Source organism: Bradyrhizobium sp. B039 (genome assembly GCF_038965675.1).
Lineage (GTDB): Bacteria > Pseudomonadota > Alphaproteobacteria > Rhizobiales > Xanthobacteraceae > Bradyrhizobium > Bradyrhizobium diazoefficiens.
The window spans coordinates 300,798-321,756 of sequence record NZ_CP152416.1; the positions used below are offsets into that span (position 1 = coordinate 300,798).

Here is a 20,959-nt window from a genome sequence, read left to right on the forward strand (position 1 = left end):
ACCAAATTCCAAATGAGATCGATCGATGCCGAAATGGTATCGGTTGCGTCGCGCCGAAGGCGGCTACCGCACCGCGGCCGTCAGGTTGCGGAAGTGCAGATTCGGGCCGGCAGGATGGTCGGGCGGCCCGAGCACGGTCCACACGACGACCGCGAGCAATGCCGAGGTCAGGATGGTCCAGGCGACGAGTCGTTTGCGCATGGCGAAAATCCGTTGGTCGAATGTTCGATGCGCCGGGGCGCGTGCGAACCATCGTGCACTGCAAACGGCCGCGCCTCTATGAACTCGTTCACAGCCCAAGGGGATGAAAGGGTCCGCGGGATGAGGATGTCGTGGCAAAGCGCCACACCGGTTAAACCGATCGCAAGGTCTCTCCGACAAACTTGAACAGCGCTGCGCTTCCTCTGCTCCATCTCAGGCCGCAGGGCCACATGATCGCTAGGGAACGGCAGCCCCCTTCCCGCCGTTACCCCTGATCTCGCGGGCGGAGGACGCCAAAACGGAGGCTGGCACGTGTTTTGGATTTATTGGGACACCGCCTGGTCGCTGATCATCAGCGGCATCATGTTCGCCACCATCGTCACGCATCCCGACGCCGAGTTCGTCGAAGTGCACGCGGCCAAACGGCTGATGTGAACTTTCGTCCCGACCGGGATGCTGTTCCCCGATCGCCGGCCTCGCCCGAGGGCGACGTCTGCGGTCCGAGGTCCAGTTTGGACTCGCCTCCGATTCCGGACCTCGTCCCGCCGGGATCGCTCACTGCATGGTTGCAGCGATCTTCTCTGCCGACATCAGCACCGGAAAGTTGGTGTTGGCGCATGGCACCACCGGGAAGATCGAGGCGTCGACGACCCGCAGACCCTGGACACCCCTGACGCGGCCCTGGTTGTCGACCACCGCCATCGGATCGTCGGCCCGGCCCATGCGGCATGAGCACGAGGCGTGCCACACGCCGATGGTCGCCTTGCGCACGAAGGCTTCAAGCGCCTCGTCGTCGTTCATCACGTCATCGAAGGTGAAGCCTTCGACCACGAAATTGTCGATCAGGTAGTGACGCAGCGCCGCCGGCCCGTCCATGAGCGCCGCAGCGATCCTGGTCAGGATCTTGTTCCTGGTGTTGACCACGCCGATCTTGCGGACCTTGTCGGTATAGGCGGCCGGGAACGGCTTGTCCGTCACCTTCCTGACGATTTCGCTCATCTGCACCGCCGCCATCTTGCGGAAGCCGCTCATCAGCCGATCGAGGTCGCGCCGGTCCGACAGCAGGTTGAACTCGACGATCGGCTCTGCGGAAGGGTCGCGCGAGGCAAGCTTGACCTGTCCGGTCTCGGAATAGGTCTTGTTGACGAAGGTCAGCAGCGAGCCGATTTGCGCGCCGACCGCGTGCCAGGCCGATTTGCTGAGCACGACGACGAACATGTCGCCCTTCGGCACCCCTGACAGCCCGGACGAATAACGCAGGCCAAGCTGCATGTGGCGCCTGGTATGCTCGTTCATGCGCGCGCCGCGGCGGACAAAGGACGACAGCGAAATCGAGGGATGATCCATCAGGCGCTGGCCGACGCCCGGCAAGCCCGTCAGCACGGGAATCCCCATGTCCTTGAGGTGGCCGACCGGGCCGATACCGGCGCGGAGCAGATGCGCCGGCGAATGGATGGCGCCGCTGGAGAGAATGATCTCGCGTCCGCGGAATTCCTGCTCCCGCCCGTCGACCCTGGCCTTCACGCCGACGCATTGCGTGCCTTCGAACAGCAGCTCCCGAACTTGCGTGTTGGTGGAGATCGTGAGGTTGGCGCGCTTGCGGGTGTCGCGATCGAGATAGCCCATCGCGGCGGAGACGCGCTGCTCGGCCTGGTTGGAGTGCGTCACCGCGAAATAGCCGTCGACGAACTCGCCGTTCTGGTCCGCCACGAGTTGATGACCGGCCTGCTGGAAGGCATCGGCGAAGGCCTGCGAATGCCGTGTCCAGTGCTCCCGCGGAATCCGGCGCACCGGGATCCGGCCGTCCTTGCCGTGATACGGGCCGTCGAAATCGAGGTCGCGCTCGACCTTCTTGAAGAACGGCAGCACGTCGTTCCACGTCCACCCCTCGGCGCCGCGCGCATCCCATTCGTCGTAGTCGGTCGGCGCGCCGCGGTTGGCCATCTGGCCGTTGATCGACGAGCCGCCGCCGAGCACGCGCGCCTGCTCGTATTTGCGCAAGGGCGGACGCGCTTCGTTCGGATTGTTGTGGCTGACGACCTGCGTCGTGACCTTCAATTCCGTCCAGTGGAAGCGCGGATCGAAATAGGCCGTGCCCGGATAGCTGTCCCTGATCTCGGCCGGCTCGTTGCCGGGTGGTGTGTCCTGTCCGGCTTCGCAGAGCAGGACCTTGTTGGCACTCTTTGCGGAGAGCCGGTGGGCCAGCACGGACCCCGCCGAGCCGCCGCCCACGATAATGTAGTCGTACACGATTGGCGTTTCCTCTTGTTCTTGTGCCCAAGAGGTTAGCGCGGATTTATTTCGAGGTCACGCCACGGCTTTTGTTGGTGGCGCCATGAGGTCTGCAGGGTGGGACGATGCCGCGGGGCGAGACGGACGGCGGGCGTGCGCCGTCTCGCTCGATGAACCCTATTGCAGCACTTTCGGCATCACGATGACGACGTCGACCTGCTTGTCCAGCACCTGCGATGCGACCGCGGCGATGTAGGGCGAGTAGCTGTCCTCGATGTCGGACGCGACCTCCGCGTTCCCGGCGAAGGCGTAGAGCATCGTGCCCTCGATATTGTCGAAGCGGATGCCCGCGAAGACGCGATCGAACGTCTCGGCGCCGACGATGCCTGCCATGAGCGCCTGGATAGCCTGGTCCTGGACGAGTGTGAGCTTCATCATGCCGATGAGATATGGACCATCTTCCCGGATACAAGATGCGCAGCAACGATGCCGGCCTGTTCTCATTGCCCGGTCGGTCTCACGGCGTTGTCGTGCCGCCGTTTCAGCCCGCGGGCCTGGCAGCGGTCTGCGGCAGCGGCGGCTTGCGCTCCGGAAGCTTCTTTTTCGGCGGCGCCGGCAGCAAGCCTTCCCTGATCGCCTGCTTGCGAGCGAGCTTGCGGGCGCGGCGAATGGCCTCGGATTTTTCGCGCGTCTTTCTCTCCGACGGCTTCTCGTAGGAGCGCCGCTGTTTCATTTCTCGAAACACGCCCTCGCGCTGCATCTTCTTCTTCAGGACACGAAGCGCCTGGTCGACATTGTTGTCGCGAACAAGTACCTGCAATTGTGTCTCCTCGTCCGGCTGCGAAATACGGCAGTCCTGCACGCAGCCGATTGCGCAGGAGCTTCATTGCGATCGTGAGGATGACAGTGACGGCGATCTTCAGCGCCGGCCTCGAACACGCGAGCTGCTTGTCGCCGCGATACAGTTCGGGGACGACGTGAACACTCCCGGGCCGCCGTGTCAATCGATAAGGCCGCCGTGCGCGTCAATTCGCCACCTGAAGCCTATTCCGGGCCGCGCGAGAGGTGTTTTCACCGTCATCGCCTGCGCAAACGGCGCTTAAGCCGCGGCCGCCTGCGCCGACAGCAACCGCTTCAGCTTCGCGGCCGGGACGGCCGGGCTGAACAGCCAGCCCTGCATCTGGCTGCATCCGAGCTGGCGCAGCACCTCGCGCTGCGCCTCGGTCTCGACGCCTTCGGCCGTCGTCGCCATGCGGCGGGCGGCGGCCATGTGCACCACGGCCTGGACGATCGGAGAGGAGTCCTCGGGCTCGCCGATGTCGCTGATGAAGCTGCGGTCGATCTTGATCTTGTCGAAGGGGAAGCGGTGCAGATAGCTCAGCGACGAATAGCCGGTGCCGAAATCGTCGAGCGCGATGCGGACGCCTAGCTCGCGCAACTGCTGGAGGATCGTCAGCGCCTCCTCGTCGTCGCGAATGAGGACGGTTTCGGTGACCTCGAGCTCGAGCCGCCCGGGCGCGAGGCCCGATTCGGCAAGCGCGGCGGCGACCTTGAGCGCCAGCGTCTTGGAACGGAACTGCACCGGCGAGACGTTGACGGCGATGTGGATATCGCCGGGCCAGGAGGCTGCCTCCGTGCAGGCCTGCTTGAGCACCCATTCGCCGATCTCGCCGATCAGTCCGGTGTCTTCCGCGACCGGAATGAAGTCGGCGGGCGAGACCATGCCGCGCTCCGGATGGTGCCAGCGCAGCAGCGCCTCGCAGCCGGTCACGACGTTGGCCGCGAGGTCGACCAGCGGCTGATAGTGCACCTCGAACTCGCCGCGTGCGAGCGCCTGCCGCAGATCGAGCTCCAGCTGCCGGCGCAGCCGCGCCTTGGCGTCGTATTCGGGCACGAAGACGCGGAAGGTACGGCGGCCCTCGGATTTGGCGGCATACATCGCCAGGTCGGCGCGCTTGAGCAGATCGTCGAGATTGTCGCCGTGGTCGGGCGCGATCGCGATGCCGATGCTGGCATCGGTCGGAACCTCCTGGCCCTTGCAGTTCACGGGCGCACGTAATGCGTTGAGGATCGTTTCCGCCAGCGCCGTCAGCTCGGCCTGGTCGCGGGTACCGGCCTTGACGATGGCGAATTCGTCGCCGCCCAGCCGCGCGACGAGGTCGTTGCCGCTGACGCAGGCGCGCAGGCGGTTCGCGACCTGGCGCAGCAGCTCGTCGCCGACCTCGTGTCCGAGCGAATCGTTGACGCCCTTGAACTCGTCGACGTCGATATAGAGGATCGCGAACGGCTTGCCCTCGGCAAGCTCCGCCACGCGGCGTTCCAGATGGCCGCGCATCAGCACGCGATTGGGCAGGTCGGTCAGCGCGTCGTAATGCGCCATATGCGCGATGCGTTCGTCGGCGCGGATGCGCTCGGTGACGTCGTCATGGGTGGCAAGCCAGCCGCCGGCGGCGCCGGGCTGGTTCTTGATCTCGATCAGGCGGCTGTCGGCGGTCTCGACGATCGCGCTCTGGGTCCGTCCGACACTGCCCAAAATGCCGTCGCAATAGGAATCGACGTCGCCGTCGAACGACCCGGTGTCGTGGCGGTGCTGGATGACGTCGCGGAAATAGGCCCCGGGCTTCACCACGTCGGTGGACAGGTGGTACATCTCGATGTAGCGCCGGTTGCAGACGATCAGCCGCTCGTCCTGGTCGAACATCAGAAGGCCCTGCGTCATGGTGTTCAGCGCGGTGTCGAGCCGCTGCTTCTCCAGCGAGAGCCGGCGGGTCACCTGGCGGAAGATCAGGAACAGCGTCAGGACGAGAAGGCCGATCGACAGCACGGCCACGGTGACGAAGAATTTCGTTTGCGTGCGCCAGGTGGCGAGCGTCGCGTCCAGCGACCTGGTCGCAACGATCACCAGCGGCGCGCCGGTCAGGAGGCGGGAGGCGACGATGCGGTCCTTGCCGTCGATCGGGCTCGCGAGCTGCATCGTGACGAAGGTGCGCTCGAACACGGCTTTCTGCTCGGGGGAGCCGGTGTGGTAGTTCTGCCCGATCATCGCGTCGACATGCGGAATGCGCGCAAGCAGCTGGCCGTTCTGGTGGTGCATCGCGATCGAGGAATCGTCGCCGAGCCCCGTCGAGGCAAAGAAGGATTCGAGCTGGTCGGGCGTGATCGCGCGCGAGACCATGCCGAGGAATTCGCCATGGGGGCCGGAGACGCGCCGCGCGAACACGATCGCCGGTCCGTTGCCGAACCGTCCGGGCACGACCTCGATCTCCTCCTGCGAGGTCGGGTCGGATTTGAGGCGGTTGAAATAGCCGCGGTCGGCGACCGAGATGTCGGCGACCGGCCAGCGCCGCGACGAGTTGATGAGCGCGCCGTTGGCGTCGAACACATTGGCGCCGGCGACGTCGGACCAGCCGCTGGCTTTTGCGCGCAACGCCTCGTGCATGGCGAGGGTGCCCATCTCGCTGCGGAAGACGTCGGTGGAGGCGATGCCGTGGCTTTCGAGCTCGGCGATGACGCTCTTCTGGAGCACCGCGAAATCCGCGAACTCGCGGTCGAAATGGCGGACCAGCAGGCGGACGGCACTCTCCAGGCTGTCGCGGCCGCTCTCGATCGCATTCTGCCGGAAGCGGTCGACGGTGAGCGCGGTGCCGATGGCGGTTGCAGCCATCAGCACGAAGCCGCCGACGATCAGCCATGTCAGCGGCGCCCCGCGCCAACGGCGCAGCAGCGCGCGCATCCGCGCGGTCCATCGGATCGATGTGCCCATCCAGCCCTCCCGTGGGATGCAAGATGCAGCAAAACCGACAAGACCCCGTTACCAGTGAGGGTTACGAAAATATGAATCGGAACGGAATCGGGAGGTTGGTTCTCGGGGCGGCCGATCCTTCGAGACGCCCGCTTTGGCGGGCTCCTCAGGATGAGGGCAGAGTGCGTGGCAGAATTTTAGCGGGCGCCGATGCTGCTTAGCCTCATCCTGAGGAGACCGCGAGAAGCGGTCGTCTCGAAGGGCGAGGCGCGCGTAGACTGGCGCCAAGGAGACATATGAGATCGCCCCGCTTTGGAGGGGGCCGGCGAGGCCAAATCTCACCGCTTGATCTCCCAGTTCAGCGCCTCCGCGTTGCCCTTGGCGAACATCGCCGGCACGTCGAACTTGCCGGTCTTGAGGTCATAACGGCATTTCCAGTCGGCCAGTCCCTTCACGGCGACGTTCTTCGGATGCTTGCCCATTTCGCCCGACAGCGAGATCAGGAGGTAGCGATTGTTGGGCCAGTCAACACCGAGCCAGCGATAAGCATCTTCGGTGCCCTTCATCAGATTGGCCGAGATGTGGTAGTCGAGCTTCATGTTCTTCGTGTCCGGCCGGCTGTGGAAATAGGCCCAGGCGAGGTCACTGAGCGACTTCTTCGTCGCGCTCACGAAGGCGCCGTTCTCGACATGGTAGAGAAACAGATCCTGCTCGCCCGAGCCGGTCTTCTGCATCCGCACCAGCCATTGCGAGTCGCTGGTGAAGCGGAAGCCGGCCCCGTAGCCCTGCTCGGGCTTCAGCTCCGTCATCCGCTCGCCGTTCCTCGCCCAGGCCTGCCATTTGACGTCGAAATCCTTGCTGTCCTTCATGTACTGCTCGATCCGGGTGGCGCCGTCGGGCGAGGTGAAGGCGAGATCGGCATTGTCGGTGAGGATGTAGTCCGGCGGCGGGCCCGAGGCGGCAAGTGCGGGGGTGGCGGCGAGCATCACGGCAAGCGCCAGCCATGGCGCGGGGCGGCAGAATGCAGTCACGGGAAAAATCCTCAAAAAATAGGCCGCGATGCGGCCTCGATCATATGACGCCGACGGGGCCGCGCCGGTTCATCCGCGGCGGGCGGGAACGGAGGGCGGTAATCCCTTCGACCGTCTTGCTGCCGTAGCCAAATCGGAGCAACTTGCCGTCATCGGCCGATTTGCCAGCAAGGGTCTGCTTTCTGATGATGACCGCTTCCAAGGCTTTCATTGCATTCTGCCTGCTCGCGGTGGTCGGCACCGTGCTGGTGATCGGCCCCACCGAGCTGCGCCGCCTGTTGCCGGGCGGGACGAGCACCGAGATCGCCGTCGCGGCCAAGCCCGAGGCCAAGGTCGGAGCCAACGCCGAAATCAAGACCGAACCTAAAGCCGAGACCAAGGCAGTGCCGACGCCCGAGGAACCGAAGCTCGCCGCCGGCGCGCCGCCCGCGCCCGCCGCCGCGCCGAAGCCTGCGGGTCCATTGGCCGAGACGCAGAAGCAGGTCACGGCGCTGGCTGATCTCGTGCCGGTCAAGCCGCCGGTGGCCGCGACCGACGCCGGTCCCCGGTTCGACGTCGCCCGCATCGACGACCATGGCGAAGCGGCGGTGATCGCGGGCCAGGCCACGCCGGGTGCAAAGGTCGAGCTGCTGCGCGACGGCCAGCCGCTTCACTCGGTCGTGGCCGATGCATCGGGCCAGTTCGTCATGACGCCGCCGCAACTTCCCGCCGGCAGCTACGAGCTGACCCTGCGCGCCAGGGCGCCGGATGGCACCGTCACGCAGTCCAGCCGCACCATGCCGGTGACGATCGCGGAGGCGGCGCCGCCGCCGGCGCGTGTTGCACCGCCCGCCGCCAAACTGGAAACGAAGCGGGCCGCGACGCCGGACGCGAGATCGGATGTCGTGGCATCCCTGCCGTCGGCATCGGACAGGCCGGCGACGCGGCCCAGAATGATGGGCGCGACGAAATCCAGGGGCAGCATGGCGCGAGCGCCTGCCGCCACGACGGTCGCATCGGCGTCGCCGGGCGACGCCCTCAGCGGCACACCGGCGGAGGCGGGCGGCAGCCGGGTGATCTCCCGCGGCGACAGCCTGTGGGCGCTCAGCCGGCTCGCTTACGGCGACGGCGCCCGCTACGCCGTGATCTTCAACGCCAACCGCGCCAAGATCCACAACCCGAACCTGATCTATCCCGGCCAGACTCTCGTGCTGCCGCAAAAGGCGGAATGAGCGCGGCGCTTCTTCTCGCCGCCGCGACGCTTTGACCGACGTACTCCCGGAACCTTTGGTTCCCCCGCGCGTCATGTGATGCGAGGTGGTGCGCGCTTGGCGCTGGAGGAGGCCAAGGTGGTCAGGTCAGCGATCATGTCGGGATCACGGATGGCCCCCGTGCTGGCGGGCGCCGCCCTTGTCGTTCTGGCCGTGCTGCTGCCGAACAGGGCCGAAGCGCAGTTCGGGCTGCGCGGCGGGCCGCTCGGCGTCGCGCGGTTCGCCGTCGGCCACGTGATCGGCCTGTCGCGCCTGCGTCATGCCCGCATGGCGGTGCGAGGCGGCGGATACCGCTCCGCCGCCTTGCGGTCGCAGGATCCCCGCGGCGTCGAGGGCCGGCAACCGCCCAATCCCGCCATCCTGCGCGCGGCGCTCACGGCGCAAGCGGCGCTGTCGGGCTGGCATGGCGGCCGCCGCCCGCAGGGCTGGTGGCGCCATCCCGACGGCAGCTATGGCTGGGCCGGTCCGGTGTTCTGGCCGTTCGCCCATGACGATCTCGCCAATGCCGTCATCCTCGGCGATACGACCAGCATCTCGCTCTATGGCTACGGCGACATCTATGCCGCGCTGTTCTCGCCCTATGCGGCCAAGGAGCTTGCCGCCTACGCCGCGCCGCAAGGCCGGTTTGCGCGCAGGATTCCGTCGGCGCAAAACATCTGTGACGTCAGCGATCCCGCCGGCTTCCCCGCGGATCGCATTGCTGCCGCCGTGCAGCCGAACGAATTGCAGCGCACCGCGCTCGATGATCTCAGTGCCGCCTGGACGGCGGCGCGCAACAGCATTCGCGCTACCTGCCCGGCGCAGGTGCCTGCGACCGCATCGGAGCGCCTCGGCCTGATGCGCGAGCGCCTGGAGGCCATGATCAAGGCAACGGATGCGATCGCGCCGCCGCTTTCGAAATTTGTCGATCTTCTCGACGCGAACCAGAAGTCCAGGCTCGATGCGCTGGCCAACGAGGCTCGCGCCGCGCTCGCGTCAAGCCAGCACAAGGATGCGCAGGCAGCCGCGGCTTGCGCGGCGGACAGCGATCCTCGCTATGACCCCCAGCTGCAGCGCCAGTACGAGCAGCTCGTGCAGCAGCAATGGCCCGTCGCCGACATCGCGTCCACGCTTCGCCTCGACGACATCGGCCGCGCCCGGCTCGACGTGCTCCAGGACACCACGCTGCGTACCATGGAGACGCTGAGCGCCTGCCCGACCAAGGCCGCCACGACACCGCAAGGCCGCCTCGCGGCCGTGAAGGCGCGGCTGGAGACGATGCTGCAAGCGGTGAACGGTGTTGGCGATGCGCTCGACGATTTCGAGGCTGACCTGAGCGACGAGCAGAAGGCCGGCTTCGAGGCGATCGGACCCAAGCGCGGGGCGTGATCACCCGCACGCCCAGTCGAACTTCATGTCCTTGAAATCGAGCTGCGCGTTGCCGCCGCCAAAATTGTAGCCGCCGAAATATTCCTCGAACTCGATGTAGAACGGGCTCATCTCCGGCACCGCCTGGCACGGCCGCATGGTGCCGCCGAGATGGTTGTGGGCGTGGTCCTTGCTCCAATCGTGCAGGCGAAAATTGTCGCGGCTCGGCACGCCGCCGACATAATAGTAATAGGGCTGATAGCCGGTCGGTGGGTTTTGGCGGACGTGCTCGTCCTGCGGGCCCTTGCCGGCATTGGGATCGGCCGCGCGTGGCGTCAAGCCAATCGCGCGGGTCTCGGCGAGATCGGCGCGCGGCGGCGCGGCGAACATCTTCCTGGCGTAGGGCGCGGCGGCCTCGAAGAAGGCATTGGCGCCGCCGACATCCAGCCAGCGCGGCCGGTCGGCGGTGGCCAGCGCAAGCGGCGCCGGCGGCGTCGCGAACGCGCCGTCATATTCAGCCTTGGTCAGCAGCAGCGCGGCATATTCGTAGTCGAGGATGTCGGTCATGCGCGACAGGCGCGGATGCGAGGTGCGCGCCAGCACCGCCTCGCGGATCTCAGGGTCGTCGGGCGCGCCGCCGTCATTGTGATCGGGCGCGGTCGCGAAGAACGACACCGCGACGATGTCGTCGCCATGCACGCGATAATCGTCAGGCAGCAGAAGTGTAAACCCGTGCATCAGCGGATAGCCGGTGACGGGATCGAGCGGCCATTGCTCGGATGTGATGCCCGGCGGCAAGCCATAGACCCAGCCGTGGTCGCGCGCACGCTCAGTGGGACGGTCCAGCATCTGCAAGTCATACGCACGCGAAGGCAAGCCAAGCGCCACGATCGTCTCCCATCGAGAGTGGGCCTCGTCGTTGAGGCGATGGTTAGTCGCGGGGAGGAGGGATGTGGTTCGTAGTGTCGTCGCAAGAGTCGCGACGACGGTGCGGCTTGCGCCGCTGCGCTCCCTCCCCCCTCGCGGCAGGGTAATCGCATATGACTTTTGGCAGGGCGTGAGCGCGCGCCTCGTCCTTCGAGACGACCGCTCCGCGGTCTCCTCAGGATGAGGCTAAGCGGCATCTTTGCCGGTCGAAATTGCTGCCGCGAACTCCGTCCTCATCCTGAGGGCCCGCCAAAGGCGGGCGTCTCGAAGGATGGGCCGCAGAGCAACGGCCTCAAATGCGATTGCCCTGCCGCGAGGGGGGAGGGAACGCAGCGAGCGTGCGGCTGAGAGCGAGGGCTACCCGCGCCGTCTTGCCGCAGCCGCATCCACCACGTTCTCCACTTCCTCGCGCCAGCTCAGAATCTCCATCGCCAGCACGGGGTGATTGAAGCCCTTGAGCACGAGATCGTCGAGCGCGCGCGCCTCCACCCAGGGTTCGACCATGCCGTAGACGCGGCGGCTGACCACGATCTGGTTGGCCTTGGCTTCGCCGCAGAGGCGCGAGGCGAGGTTGGTGACGCTGCCGATGGCGGCATATTCCAGCCGCTGCTCGAAGCCGACCTGGCCGAGCGTCGCATAGCCGAGGGCAATGCCGATGCCGAAGCCGAGGCTATGCCCGCGGTTGCGCCAGCGCTCGGTCAGCGGGCCGATGGTGTCGCGCATCTCCACCGCCATCTTCACGGCGCGCTGGGTGTGGTCCTCGAATTGAATCGGTGCATTGAACAGGATCATCACGCCGTCGCCGGCATATTTGTCGAGCGTGCCCTCATACTTGAAGATCAGCGTGCCGAGCGCCGCGTGATATTCGCGCAGCACGTTCATCGCCTCTTCCGGCTCGGTCGCTTCCGTGAACGCGGTGAAGCCGCGCAGGTCGCAGAACACGACCGTGACCTCGCGGCGCTGGCTGGTGAGCAGCCCCTCGGGGCTGTCGGAGGAGGCGATCAACTGCGCGACCTGCGGTGCCAGGAACCGCTCGAGCTTGCGGATGCGCTCGATCTCGCCGAGCTGCTTCTCGACGCGCTCCTCCAGCGACTTGTTCCAGTCCTTGAGCTGCTCGGTCTGCACGCGCAGCTTGTCCGCCTGGGCGCGCACGGTCTCGTGCGCCGCCTCCAGCGCGTGGCTCTTGTGATCAACCTCGGTGAACAGGCGCGCATTGCGCATCGCCAGCACCGCCTGGTTCGCGAAGGTGCGCATCAGGCCGATGATGCTGGCGGCGAACTCGCCGCCGGCACGGCGCAAAACAACGAGCGAGCCGAGCGTGCCCTGCTGGTCCACCAGCGGCACCACCAGCACGGAGTGGAAGCCGGCCGCGATCGCGACGTCGCGCAGCGGCTGCTCGGCCGCATGGTCGAGATCGGCAAGCGCGATCGGCTCACAGCTCGCCGCGGCATCGCTCAGGATGTTGTCGCCTTCGTCGATCGTGACATGGGCGCCGTCTGCCGATTTGTCGATGCCGTTGGCTTCGACCAGGTTGAAGCGACGCGGCCCGGCGTCGAAGCCGTAGATCAGCACCGCATCGGCATGGGTGATCTCGATCGCGCGGGCGGCGATCGTCGGCAGCACCGCGTTGAGATCGAGCGAGGAGGCGACGGCGCGGCCGACCTCTTCCAGCACCTTGAGCTCGTTGATCGATTGCGCGAGATCGCGGGTGCGCTCCTCGACCTTGGTCTCCAGGTTCGAATAGGTCTCCTGGATTTGGGTGGCCATGCGGTTGAACTGGCCGGCGAGATCTTCCAGCTCGTCGGAGGTGTGCACGTCGATGCGGTGGCTGAAATCGCCTTCGCCGAGCTTGTGCGCGCCGTCGCGCAGCGCCGTGATCGGAATGATCATGCGGCGGGCGAGCAGCGTGCCGGCGAGGATCGCGACCATCAGGCCCATGCCGATCAAGAGCGCGATGCGCACCAGCTGATCGCGGATCGGCGTCAAGGCCTGCGTGGTCGGCTGCTCGAACAGCACGCTCCAGCCGAGCTTCGGTACGGTGCTCGCGGCGGTCAGCACCGAATAGCCGTTGAAGTCGGTGCCTGACGTGTCGGGCCCGCGGCCGGGCGAAATCGCGGCAGCCACTTGCGGCAGCTTGGAGAGGTCCTTGCCGACATCGGGCCCTTTCGAGGACGTCGCCAGCACGCGGCCGCGCGGATCGACCACATAGGCAAAGGCCGCCTTGCCGACCTGGGCGTCGGACAGCAATTCGGAGAGGAAGCTGAGATCGATCTCAGCGACCGTGACGCCGGCGTTGAAGCCGGAATGCGCCACCGAGATCGACATCAACGGAGTCCTGTCGGAGAACCAGGCCGGCGCGTAGCTGACGCCGCGGGCGACGGTGTCGGTGAAGCGCATGTCGCGGGAGAGGTCGGCATTGCCGCCGGTCGTGGTCGACTGGCGCGAGACGCGCAGCACCTCGCGGCCGTCGCCGTTGAGCTGGAACAGCTGGTTGACCACCGCGACCTGGTGCAGGAGCTGGGCGTAGTCGGCGCGGCGCTTCTCGAGGGTGTCCTGGCTCGCGCGGGTCACCCAGCTGATCTGGCGCTCGAGCTCGGAGATCGACTGTTCCACCCGCCGGGCCGCGGCCTGCGCCTTGTCCTCCAGCCCGTCGGTCAGCTGTGTCTTGGTGGCGCGATAGGAGATCCAGGTCTCCATCGCGCCGCTGACGGCGAGGACGAACACGACGAGGCCGACGAGGGAGACGACGTATTTGGCGAACAGGCCCTCGCGCAGAAACCGTGTCTTGTCGTTCGCTCCCGCCATCCGGATCCTCTCGCGCCGCCATCGACGCCGGCGCTACGGGCCGTACAGGCCCAGCCGCCCTTCTATCACAATTTGGGCCAAGGGACGTCCCGGGGACCGGAGGACCGGCCGGCGTGGTTACTCGAAGTGGACGCCGGTGGTGAATTGTCGCAGGCTCATCCGTTCGGAGGAAGCAGGGAAAGGCGAAGCCGATGTAAGGGATTGGCGTGGAGTCCAGCCCGTTGGTCCGCCAATCACCGATTATTAAAGAGCTGCCGCAACACGTCGTTCATGGGCTGGCTGTCCTGCTGCGCCACCGGCGGCTCGTCCGGGGCCGGGGGCGCCGGCGCGGGCGAGGCCTGCGGTGCCGGTGTGGACGGCGTCGCGGGCAGGCTGCGGCTGCGGCCGGTGCCAGCACCGGTTGCAGCTCCGCTGGAAAGCCCCTGCTGGATCAGATTGCCGAGCGCCTCGCCCAGCGGGCCGCCGAGCAGATTGTTCTGCCCCGGCTGCTGGGTTTGCGGATTGGCGTTGCCGGCTGCATTGCCGCCACCCGGCGCGGTCGTGCCGCCGAGACCAAGGCTGCCCAGGATATTGCCGAGCCCGGCGCCATCAGGCCCGAACAGGCCCTTGCCCATCTCGCGCAGCTTGGCATAGGCGGCGTCGGGATTGTCGAGCATGCCGGCCATGTCAGGGTAGATCCGCGGCTGCGACCAGCTGCCCTGGATCATCACGGGGATGCCGAAGCCGACCGGCTCGGAGGCGCGGCCCTGGCCCTCGGTGGTCATCACCAGCTTCGGCTCGACGCGAAAGCCCAACATCTTGGTGTCGAGCGCGATGGTGCCGGCGCCGGTCACGCGCACCAGCGGCCCGATCAGGTTGAGATCGGTCGTCACCGCCTGTCCCTTGTCGATGCGGAAGGAGGCCGAGAGCTGCGACAAATCCGTGCTCTGGTCCTGGCTGCTGTTCTGGTTGTCTTGCCAGCCGGACAGCGTGCCCGATGTCAGCGAGCGGATCATCTGCGCGACGTTGATGCCGCGGATGGCGCCGTCCTGGAAATTGACGAAGGCCGTGCCCTGCATGTTCGCCATCAGAGCGCGCTGGCTGGTGCCGGCGCTGCGCAATGCGAGCTTGGCTTGCAGCTTGCCGTCGATCCGGTCGAATTCGGCAAGGCCCTGGAGCAGCGGCAGCGCGCGCACGCCGACGAGGTCGGAATGCATGGCAAAACTCGGCGCGCCGCTGGTCGCATCCAGGATCACTTCGCCGGAGACCTGGCCGCCATAGGCGCCGAGATTGGCGGTGCCGGCCTTCAGCACGCCGCCGGCGAGCTTTGCATCGAGCGCCAGCGGCGCAAGACGCGCATCGCCGATCACGGCGTCGTTCGCGGAGATCCTGATTTGTGCATCGACATAATTGAGCCCGGACACGTCGATCGGCGCATTGCTCCAGGGCTGTCCGGACGCACCGTCCGGCGATTTCGCCAGCGGAATCGTGAGCCGCTGGAAGTCGAGATCGACCTTGACCAGAGGCTTGCTCGCGATGTCGACCGAAGCCCAGCCGTTGAACGCGCCGTCGCCGAGCGTGCCGTTCACGCCGTTGATCATCACGAGATCGCCGCTCAGCCGCATCTCGGCGTGACCTGCGAGCCGGGACTTCAGCACATCAGGCATGTCGATGGCGAACTCCACCGGGATCGTCGGCCGGTCGGTTGGCGGCGCGGGCGTCGTCGCCTTGATGTCGAACTTGGTCGGGTGCTCGCCGACGCGCGCGGTGCCGGTGATGCTGACGTTGCGGTCGCGGCCAACGACGGCATCGGCATTGATGGCGCTGATGCGGCTCTCGACGCGATCGCGCACGCGCGCGAATGCGACCTCGCCGTCGGTGACCTTGACGCGGTCGATGGTCGCGCCGTCCGTGTCGAGCATCAGCGGCTTCGACGAGGCGCCGGCATTCGGCAGACGCTCACGCAGCAGCGGCTGGTAGAGCACGGGGCGGGTGACGATGAGCTCGCTGATCTTCGGGCGGCCCGACCAGACGCTGGAGAGCGACATGTCGGCCTGCACGCTGTCGACGGTGAGGCGCGTGATGCCGCTGCGGTCCTTCGGATCCTGAAGCGTGAGGTCGTTCAAGGTGACGTTGAGCGTCGGCCACAGGCTGATCCTGGTGGTGCCGTCGATCGACAGGCGATAGCCTGTCGCGCTCTCGACCCGCGACGCAATCGTCGAGGTCAGGAAGCCCGATGGGATCCCGACCACGAGGAGAAGCGCGATCACGATGACGACAGCGGCGACCGCGGCGCCGGCGAATTTCACTGCTCTCATGTCGACTTTCCAACGACGGACGAACGGTGCCGAACCCGGCCGCTCACCCGTCCTATGCGCGTGAGTTTATCCCGGGACGGGAAGCCGCTCCAAGCGGTCAAAAATAGTCAGGGGGTGCTGCAAAGTTATGTGACTTATGACACACTTCTCCGGCGCGGTTTTACGCGATTCTGGACGTTGATGGTTCCAGCCGATTTGCCAGCGAAATTGACAAGTAAATTCACAAGGAAGTTGAAATGAGCAAGCAGGCCGAATTTGCGGTCATCCTGAAGATGAACCCGATGTTCGCCGATCTCGGCGCAGACGAGCTCCAGCGGCTGTCCAATCTCTGCCACACCCAGCATCTGGCGAACGGCGAGGTGCTGTTCCAGAAGGGCGATGCCGGAGACGCGCTGTTCGGCATGCGCCGCGGCCAGGTCCGCATCGAGACCGGCGCCGCCGACGGCAGCCGGCTGACGCTGAATTTCATGGGGCCGGGCGACCTGTTCGGCGAGGTCGCGGTGCTGGACGGCCAGAACCGCACCGCGGACGCGACCGCGGGCGAGGCCAGCGAATTGTTCGTGCTGCGGCGCGAAGACTTTCTCTCCTTCCTCGAGCGCGAGCCGAAGGTCGCGATCAAGATCATCGCGCTGCTGTGCCAGCGCATCCGCTGGCAGAGCGAGCGCATGGAAGAGTCCATGCTGCAGCCGCTGCCGGTTCGCCTCGCGCGGCGGCTCTGCGCGCTCGCCGCCGATTTCGGCTCGGAGGTGCACATCTCGCAGGAGCAGCTCGGCGTCTTCGTCGGCGCCGCCCGCGAAAGCGTCAACCGCCAGCTTCAGGCCTGGCGCAAGGACGCGATCCTCGATCTCCAGCGTGGCCGTATCCTGCTGAGGAACATGACCAAGCTGACGGCGATCGCGCGGAACGAGTAGGGGCTCTCGCGAACCTTACTCCGCCGCCGGGTGCACGATGCTCTTCTGTGCCGGCTGTGCCGGCGAAGCTTCGTGATGATGACCGGGGGCCTCGGTATCCTCGCTGTGCACGATCAGCCGCTTGCCGAAGCGCCAGATCAGGGCGCCGAGATCGTCCATCACCATGAACATCGCGGGCACGAACACCAGCGACAGGATGGTCGAGAAGATCAGGCCGCCGATCACCGCGAGCGCCATCGGCGAGCGGAATTCGCCGCCGGCGCCGACCGCGAGCGCGCTCGGCATCATGCCGGCGGCCATTGCGATCGTGGTCATCACGATGGGGCGGGCGCGCTTCATGCCGGCGTCGATCATGGCCTCGTCGCGCGGCTTGCCGTCGCGGATCGCCTCGATGGCGAATTCCACCAGCATGATCGCGTTCTTGGTGACGATGCCCATCAGCATCAGGATGCCGATCCAGACCGGCGTGGTGAGCTGCTTGCCGGTGACGAGCAGGGCCGCGATGGCGCCGCCGATCGACAGCGGCAGCGAGAACAGGATGGTGATCGGCTGCAGGAAGGTGCCGAACAGCAGCACCAGCACGGCATAGACCATCATCAGGCCCGCGGTGATCGCGGTGGCGAAACCGTCGGACAGCTCGTTCAGGCTTTCAGCGTCGCCGGACGGTGAGACCTTCACGCCCTTCGGCAGGCTCTTCATCACCGGCAGCTCGTTGATCTTCTTGGTGGCATCGCCGAGCGCCGCGGAGCCGACGAGGTCGGCGGCAACGGTGGCCTGGCGGTCCCGGTCGTAACGGTTGATGCTGGTCGGACCCTGGTCGAGCTTGACGTCGGCGATGACCGAGAGCGGCACGCCGCCCTTCTCGCCGTGCTCGCCGAGCGGCACGCGCAATTGTTCGAGCGTCTTGAGGTTGGCGCGCGCGGCGTCCTCGAGCTGCACCCGGATCGGCACCAGGCGGTCGCCGACGTCGAATTTGGCAAGCGCAGGCCCGACGTCGCCGATGGTGGCGACGCGGATGGTCTGCGACAGGCTTTCCGTGGAGACACCGAGGCGTGCGGCGAGATCGGCGCGCGGCTCGATGCGCAGCTCGGGCCGCTCCAGCGTGGTTTCCGAGATCACGTTGGAGATGGTCGGGATCCGCTTCATCTGCGTCGCGAGCTCGCTGGCGACGTTGTTGACGATGTTGGCGTCGACGCCGGTCACGACCAGCGAGATCGCGCGCAGGCCGTTTTCGTCGAGGAACCAGAAGCGGATGTCGGGAATGTTCTCCAGCTCCTGGCTGATCGAGAATTCCAGCTCGCGCTGGGTGATGTCGCGATCGCCCTTGGGCGTGTAGTTGATGATGAGGGCGGCGCGCCTGACTTCCTGGGTGCCGGGTGGAACGCGCCCGCCGTCGACGAATATGCTCTTCACCTCGGGCCGCTTGCGCAGCCGCGCGACGATATCCTCGGTGACCTTTTCGGTGTAGGCGAGCTGGGTGCCCGGCGGCAGCTCGAGGGCAAGCAGCGAGCGCGCGCTGTCCTGCGCCGGCAGGAAGCCCTGCGGCAGCAGCGTGATGCTCCAGATCGAGGCGGCGAAGATGCCGAAGCCGATCAGCACCGTGATGAAATAGTGCTTCACCGACCAGGCCACGATCCGGTGATAGGACCGCAGCACGCGCCCGGGCGGCGGCTCCTCGTGATGGCCATGCTTGAGGAAGTAGGCGGCCAGCACCGGCGTGACGAAGCGCGCCGCGAGCAGCGAGAAGAACACCTGCACCGAGACGGTGATGCCGAACTGCTTGAAGAACTGTCCGGCGATGCCCGACATGAAGCTCGCCGGCGCAAAGATCGCGATGATGGTGAGCGAGATCGCGATCACCGCGAGGCCGATCTCGTCGGCGGCTTCCAGCGCGGCACGATAGGGCGATTTGCCCATGTTCATGTGCCGCACGATGTTCTCGATCTCGACGATGGCGTCGTCGACAAGAATACCTGTCGACAGCGTGATGGCGAGGAAGCTGACGAGGTTGAGCGAGAAGCCGAGGAGGTCCATCGCCCAGAATGCCGGGAAGATCGACAGCGGCAGCGAGATCGCGGCGATGATGGTGGCGCGCAGATCGCGCAGGAACAATAGCACGATGACGACGGCGAGGATGGCGCCCTCGAACAGGGTCGAGATCGCCGCTTCGTAATTGCCGTTGGTGTATTCGACCGAGGTGTCGATCAGCTTGAGGTCGACGTCGGGATAGGCGGCCTTGAGCGCGTCGATGCGCTTCTGCACGGCGTCGGCGACCTTCACGTCGCTGGCGCCCTTGGAGCGCTTGATGCCGAGCGCGACCACCGGCTCGCCGTTGAAGCGCGCGAAGGTGCGGCGGTCGGCGATGGTGTCGGTGACGGTGCCGAGATCGTCGAGCCGGACCTCGCCGCCGCCGAACAGCGGGACCATGGTGCCGGCGAGGTCGCTCAGCGTCTTGGCGCCGGCCAGGGTGCGGATCGCCTGGTCGTTCTTGCCGATCTCGGCGCGGCCGCCGGCGACGTCGACATTGGTGCCGCGCAGGCTCTGGCTGACATTGACGGCGGTCAGGCCCATCGCCTGAAGGCGGTCGGGATCGAGCGAGACCAGGATCTCGCGCTCGACACCGCCGATGCGCTCGACCTGGGCGACGCCGCGCACGCCCTGGAGCGCGCGCTTGACCACGTCGTCGACGAAATAGGAGAGCTGCTCAGGCGTCTTGCCGGGCGAGATCGCGGCATAGGTCACGATCGGCAGGCCGATGACGTCGACGCGCTGGATCAAGGGCTCGGTGACGTTCTGCGGCAGGTTGGAGCGCACCCGCGTCACTGCGTCCTTGACGTCGTTGAGCGCGCGGTCGGTATTGGTCTCGAGTGCGAACTGGATGGTGGTCAGCGACAGGCCGTCGGTGATCGAGGAGGTGATGTGCCGCACACCCTCGACGCCGGAGACCGCGTCTTCAATGGTCTTGGTGACCTGGGATTCGAGCTCGGCGGGCGCAGCACCGAACTGCGACACCGCGACCGAGATCACGGGAATGTCGGCCGAGGGAAGCCGCGTCACCGCGAGCTTGGCGAAGGAGGTCCAGCCGAGGATCAGCAGGATGATCGAAAAGACGACCGACGGCAGCGGATTCCGGATCGACCATGCCGAGATATTGAGAGCCATCAGCGTACCCGCGTGCGATCGAGTTCATCGGCGAACATGGTCTTGATCTGGTCGCCGTCATGCAGTGAAGAGCCGGCGTCGGCCACGACGATTTCGCCGACGTCGAGCCCATCCAGGATTTCCGTCGCGGTGTCGGACGACAGCCCGACCCGCACCTTGCGCGTCTCGATCGTGTTGCCCTTGACGACCTGCACGGTGAGATGGTCGATCGCGGTCTTGGGCACCGCGACGCCGCAGCTTCGCTTGGCGTCGATCGAGGCGCGGGCGAACACGCCGACCTTCAGCGAGGGATTGTTGGTGACGCTGATGCGGACGCGGCCGAGCTGGGTGGCGCGGTCGATTTCGGGCGCAACCAGCCGCACCCGGCCGATCAGATCGGGCGCGTCGTCGCGGCTGATGCGCACGGTCGCGCCGGCGCTGAGCTTGGGCATGTGCACGGCCGGGACCTGGGCGTCGAGCTCGATCTCGTTGTTGACGGCGATGCGGAACATCGGGCCGGCCTGCGGCGAGGCCGGCGCGCCGACGATGGTGCGAACTTCGGTGACGAGGCCCGGCGCCGGCGCCTTCAGCGAGATCGGGCCTTGCGCGCCGGGTCGCTGCGGCTGGCCCGGGATCTGCGGCGGCGCCGTCAGGCGCGCCAGCTCCTGGTTGTCGGTGACCATGGTGCCTTCGGTGACAAAGAGGTCGGTGACCCGGGAGCCTTCCTGGTCGGCGACGACCACGGCCTCGCGGCGCGGCACGAAAAAGCCGGTCACCCGGACGAGGTCGGAGAAGCAGGCATTGGTCGACTTCGTCACGATGACGAGCGCCTCGCCCGGCGTTTCCTTCGCCTCGGGGCGACGCCGATGCTCGAACAGATAATAGCCGATGCCGAGCGCGACGATGAACGCCACGGTTCCGGCAGGCTTGAGATAGTCGGAGACGTTCATCGCCGGATTGTCCTGGCCTGGCTCACGGCCATCCGCACGAGGCCTGCTGAGAGCGTTTCCCTGAAACAAAGCGGCGTCCCGCAAGGCTGCGGGACGCGCTTTGGAAGCGAGACTTTACACCACAT

At 66.5% G+C, this 20,959-nt stretch carries 15 protein-coding genes; 4 read left to right on the forward strand and 11 right to left on the reverse strand.

The genetic code is table 11. The features are described 5' to 3' along the window. Positions 1-63: 63 nt before the first annotated feature. Complete coding sequence (locus tag AAFG50_RS01435) at positions 64-201, reverse strand: hypothetical protein (protein WP_156149861.1); 138 nt, start codon at positions 199-201, stop codon at positions 64-66. 312 nt (positions 202-513) lie between these two features. Here AAFG50_RS01435 and AAFG50_RS01440 point away from each other — a divergent pair, with 312 nt between their 5' ends. Beyond that, positions 514-636: a hypothetical protein gene (locus tag AAFG50_RS01440; RefSeq protein ID WP_256380414.1), complete on the forward strand. Its 123-nt coding sequence runs from the start codon at positions 514-516 to the stop codon at positions 634-636. 120 nt (positions 637-756) lie between these two features. Here AAFG50_RS01440 and AAFG50_RS01445 read toward each other — a convergent pair whose 3' ends face one another. The 5 genes from AAFG50_RS01445 to AAFG50_RS01465 form a co-directional block, all read right to left on the reverse strand. Then, positions 757-2,451 carry a GMC oxidoreductase gene (locus tag AAFG50_RS01445; RefSeq protein ID WP_028175678.1) on the reverse strand — a complete coding sequence of 565 codons (1,695 nt, stop codon included), beginning with the start codon at positions 2,449-2,451 and terminating at the stop codon, positions 757-759. Positions 2,452-2,610: 159 nt separating this feature from the next. Beyond that, a complete protein-coding gene (locus tag AAFG50_RS01450; protein ID WP_038967442.1) occupies positions 2,611-2,871 on the reverse strand; it encodes a hypothetical protein in 261 nt (86 codons plus the stop codon). Between the two features lie 103 nt (positions 2,872-2,974). Further along, positions 2,975-3,253, reverse strand: coding sequence for a 30S ribosomal protein S21 (rpsU, locus tag AAFG50_RS01455; RefSeq protein ID WP_011083197.1), 279 nt, complete (start codon positions 3,251-3,253; stop codon positions 2,975-2,977). Positions 3,254-3,532: 279 nt separating this feature from the next. After that, positions 3,533-6,196, reverse strand: coding sequence for an EAL domain-containing protein (locus tag AAFG50_RS01460; protein ID WP_011083196.1), 2,664 nt, complete (start codon positions 6,194-6,196; stop codon positions 3,533-3,535). Between the two features lie 317 nt (positions 6,197-6,513). Beyond that, a complete protein-coding gene (locus tag AAFG50_RS01465) occupies positions 6,514-7,206 on the reverse strand; it encodes a hypothetical protein (RefSeq protein WP_028175676.1) in 693 nt (230 codons plus the stop codon). Between the two features lie 185 nt (positions 7,207-7,391). Here AAFG50_RS01465 and AAFG50_RS01470 point away from each other — a divergent pair, with 185 nt between their 5' ends. Together AAFG50_RS01470 and AAFG50_RS01475 are read left to right on the forward strand one after the other, a co-directional pair. Continuing rightward, the gene (locus AAFG50_RS01470; protein ID WP_028175675.1) at positions 7,392-8,417 is read left to right on the forward strand and encodes a LysM peptidoglycan-binding domain-containing protein; all 1,026 of its coding nucleotides are present in this window, start codon (positions 7,392-7,394) and stop codon (positions 8,415-8,417) included. A gap of 135 nt (positions 8,418-8,552) precedes the next feature. Beyond that, a complete protein-coding gene (locus AAFG50_RS01475; RefSeq protein ID WP_039186723.1) occupies positions 8,553-9,824 on the forward strand; it encodes a Spy/CpxP family protein refolding chaperone in 1,272 nt (423 codons plus the stop codon). On the opposite strand, the gene AAFG50_RS01480 is transcribed toward AAFG50_RS01475, so the two are convergent. From AAFG50_RS01480 to AAFG50_RS01490, 3 genes are all read right to left on the reverse strand, one after another. After that, the gene (locus tag AAFG50_RS01480; protein ID WP_028175673.1) at positions 9,825-10,691 is read right to left on the reverse strand and encodes a hypothetical protein; all 867 of its coding nucleotides are present in this window, start codon (positions 10,689-10,691) and stop codon (positions 9,825-9,827) included. Positions 10,692-11,087: 396 nt separating this feature from the next. Next, positions 11,088-13,535: an adenylate/guanylate cyclase domain-containing protein gene (locus AAFG50_RS01485; protein ID WP_028175672.1), complete on the reverse strand. Its 2,448-nt coding sequence runs from the start codon at positions 13,533-13,535 to the stop codon at positions 11,088-11,090. Positions 13,536-13,768: 233 nt separating this feature from the next. After that, the gene (locus tag AAFG50_RS01490; RefSeq protein ID WP_028175671.1) at positions 13,769-15,832 is read right to left on the reverse strand and encodes an AsmA family protein; all 2,064 of its coding nucleotides are present in this window, start codon (positions 15,830-15,832) and stop codon (positions 13,769-13,771) included. Positions 15,833-16,068: 236 nt separating this feature from the next. Between AAFG50_RS01490 and AAFG50_RS01495 the strand changes: the two genes are divergently transcribed. After that, entirely contained in the window at positions 16,069-16,743 is a 675-nt protein-coding gene (locus AAFG50_RS01495; RefSeq protein ID WP_028175670.1) for a Crp/Fnr family transcriptional regulator, read from the forward strand. Between the two features lie 15 nt (positions 16,744-16,758). Here AAFG50_RS01495 and AAFG50_RS01500 read toward each other — a convergent pair whose 3' ends face one another. Together AAFG50_RS01500 and AAFG50_RS01505 are read right to left on the reverse strand one after the other, a co-directional pair. Further along, positions 16,759-19,905 carry an efflux RND transporter permease subunit gene (locus AAFG50_RS01500; protein WP_028175669.1) on the reverse strand — a complete coding sequence of 1,049 codons (3,147 nt, stop codon included), beginning with the start codon at positions 19,903-19,905 and terminating at the stop codon, positions 16,759-16,761. Further along, entirely contained in the window at positions 19,905-20,834 is a 930-nt protein-coding gene (locus tag AAFG50_RS01505) for an efflux RND transporter periplasmic adaptor subunit (protein WP_028175668.1), read from the reverse strand. The genes AAFG50_RS01500 and AAFG50_RS01505 overlap by 1 nt, the downstream gene beginning before the upstream one ends. Positions 20,835-20,959: the final 125 nt, after the last annotated feature.

Bases quoted from the DNA above. Each gene is read 5' to 3' on its own strand.
- AAFG50_RS01435 (WP_156149861.1), bottom strand. From the start codon at position 201: ATGCGCAAACGACTCGTCGCCTGGACCATCCTGACCTCGGCATTGCTC.
- AAFG50_RS01450 (WP_038967442.1), bottom strand. From the start codon at position 2,871: ATGATGAAGCTCACACTCGTCCAGGACCAGGCTATCCAGGCGCTCATG.
- AAFG50_RS01460 (WP_011083196.1), bottom strand. From the start codon at position 6,196: ATGGGCACATCGATCCGATGGACCGCGCGGATGCGCGCGCTGCTGCGC.
- AAFG50_RS01470 (WP_028175675.1), top strand. From the start codon at position 7,392: ATGATGACCGCTTCCAAGGCTTTCATTGCATTCTGCCTGCTCGCGGTG.
- AAFG50_RS01475 (WP_039186723.1), top strand. From the start codon at position 8,553: ATGTCGGGATCACGGATGGCCCCCGTGCTGGCGGGCGCCGCCCTTGTC.
- AAFG50_RS01485 (WP_028175672.1), bottom strand. From the start codon at position 13,535: ATGGCGGGAGCGAACGACAAGACACGGTTTCTGCGCGAGGGCCTGTTC.
- AAFG50_RS01490 (WP_028175671.1), bottom strand. From the start codon at position 15,832: ATGAGAGCAGTGAAATTCGCCGGCGCCGCGGTCGCCGCTGTCGTCATC.
- AAFG50_RS01495 (WP_028175670.1), top strand. From the start codon at position 16,069: ATGAGCAAGCAGGCCGAATTTGCGGTCATCCTGAAGATGAACCCGATG.
- AAFG50_RS01500 (WP_028175669.1), bottom strand. From the start codon at position 19,905: ATGGCTCTCAATATCTCGGCATGGTCGATCCGGAATCCGCTGCCGTCG.
- AAFG50_RS01505 (WP_028175668.1), bottom strand. From the start codon at position 20,834: ATGAACGTCTCCGACTATCTCAAGCCTGCCGGAACCGTGGCGTTCATC.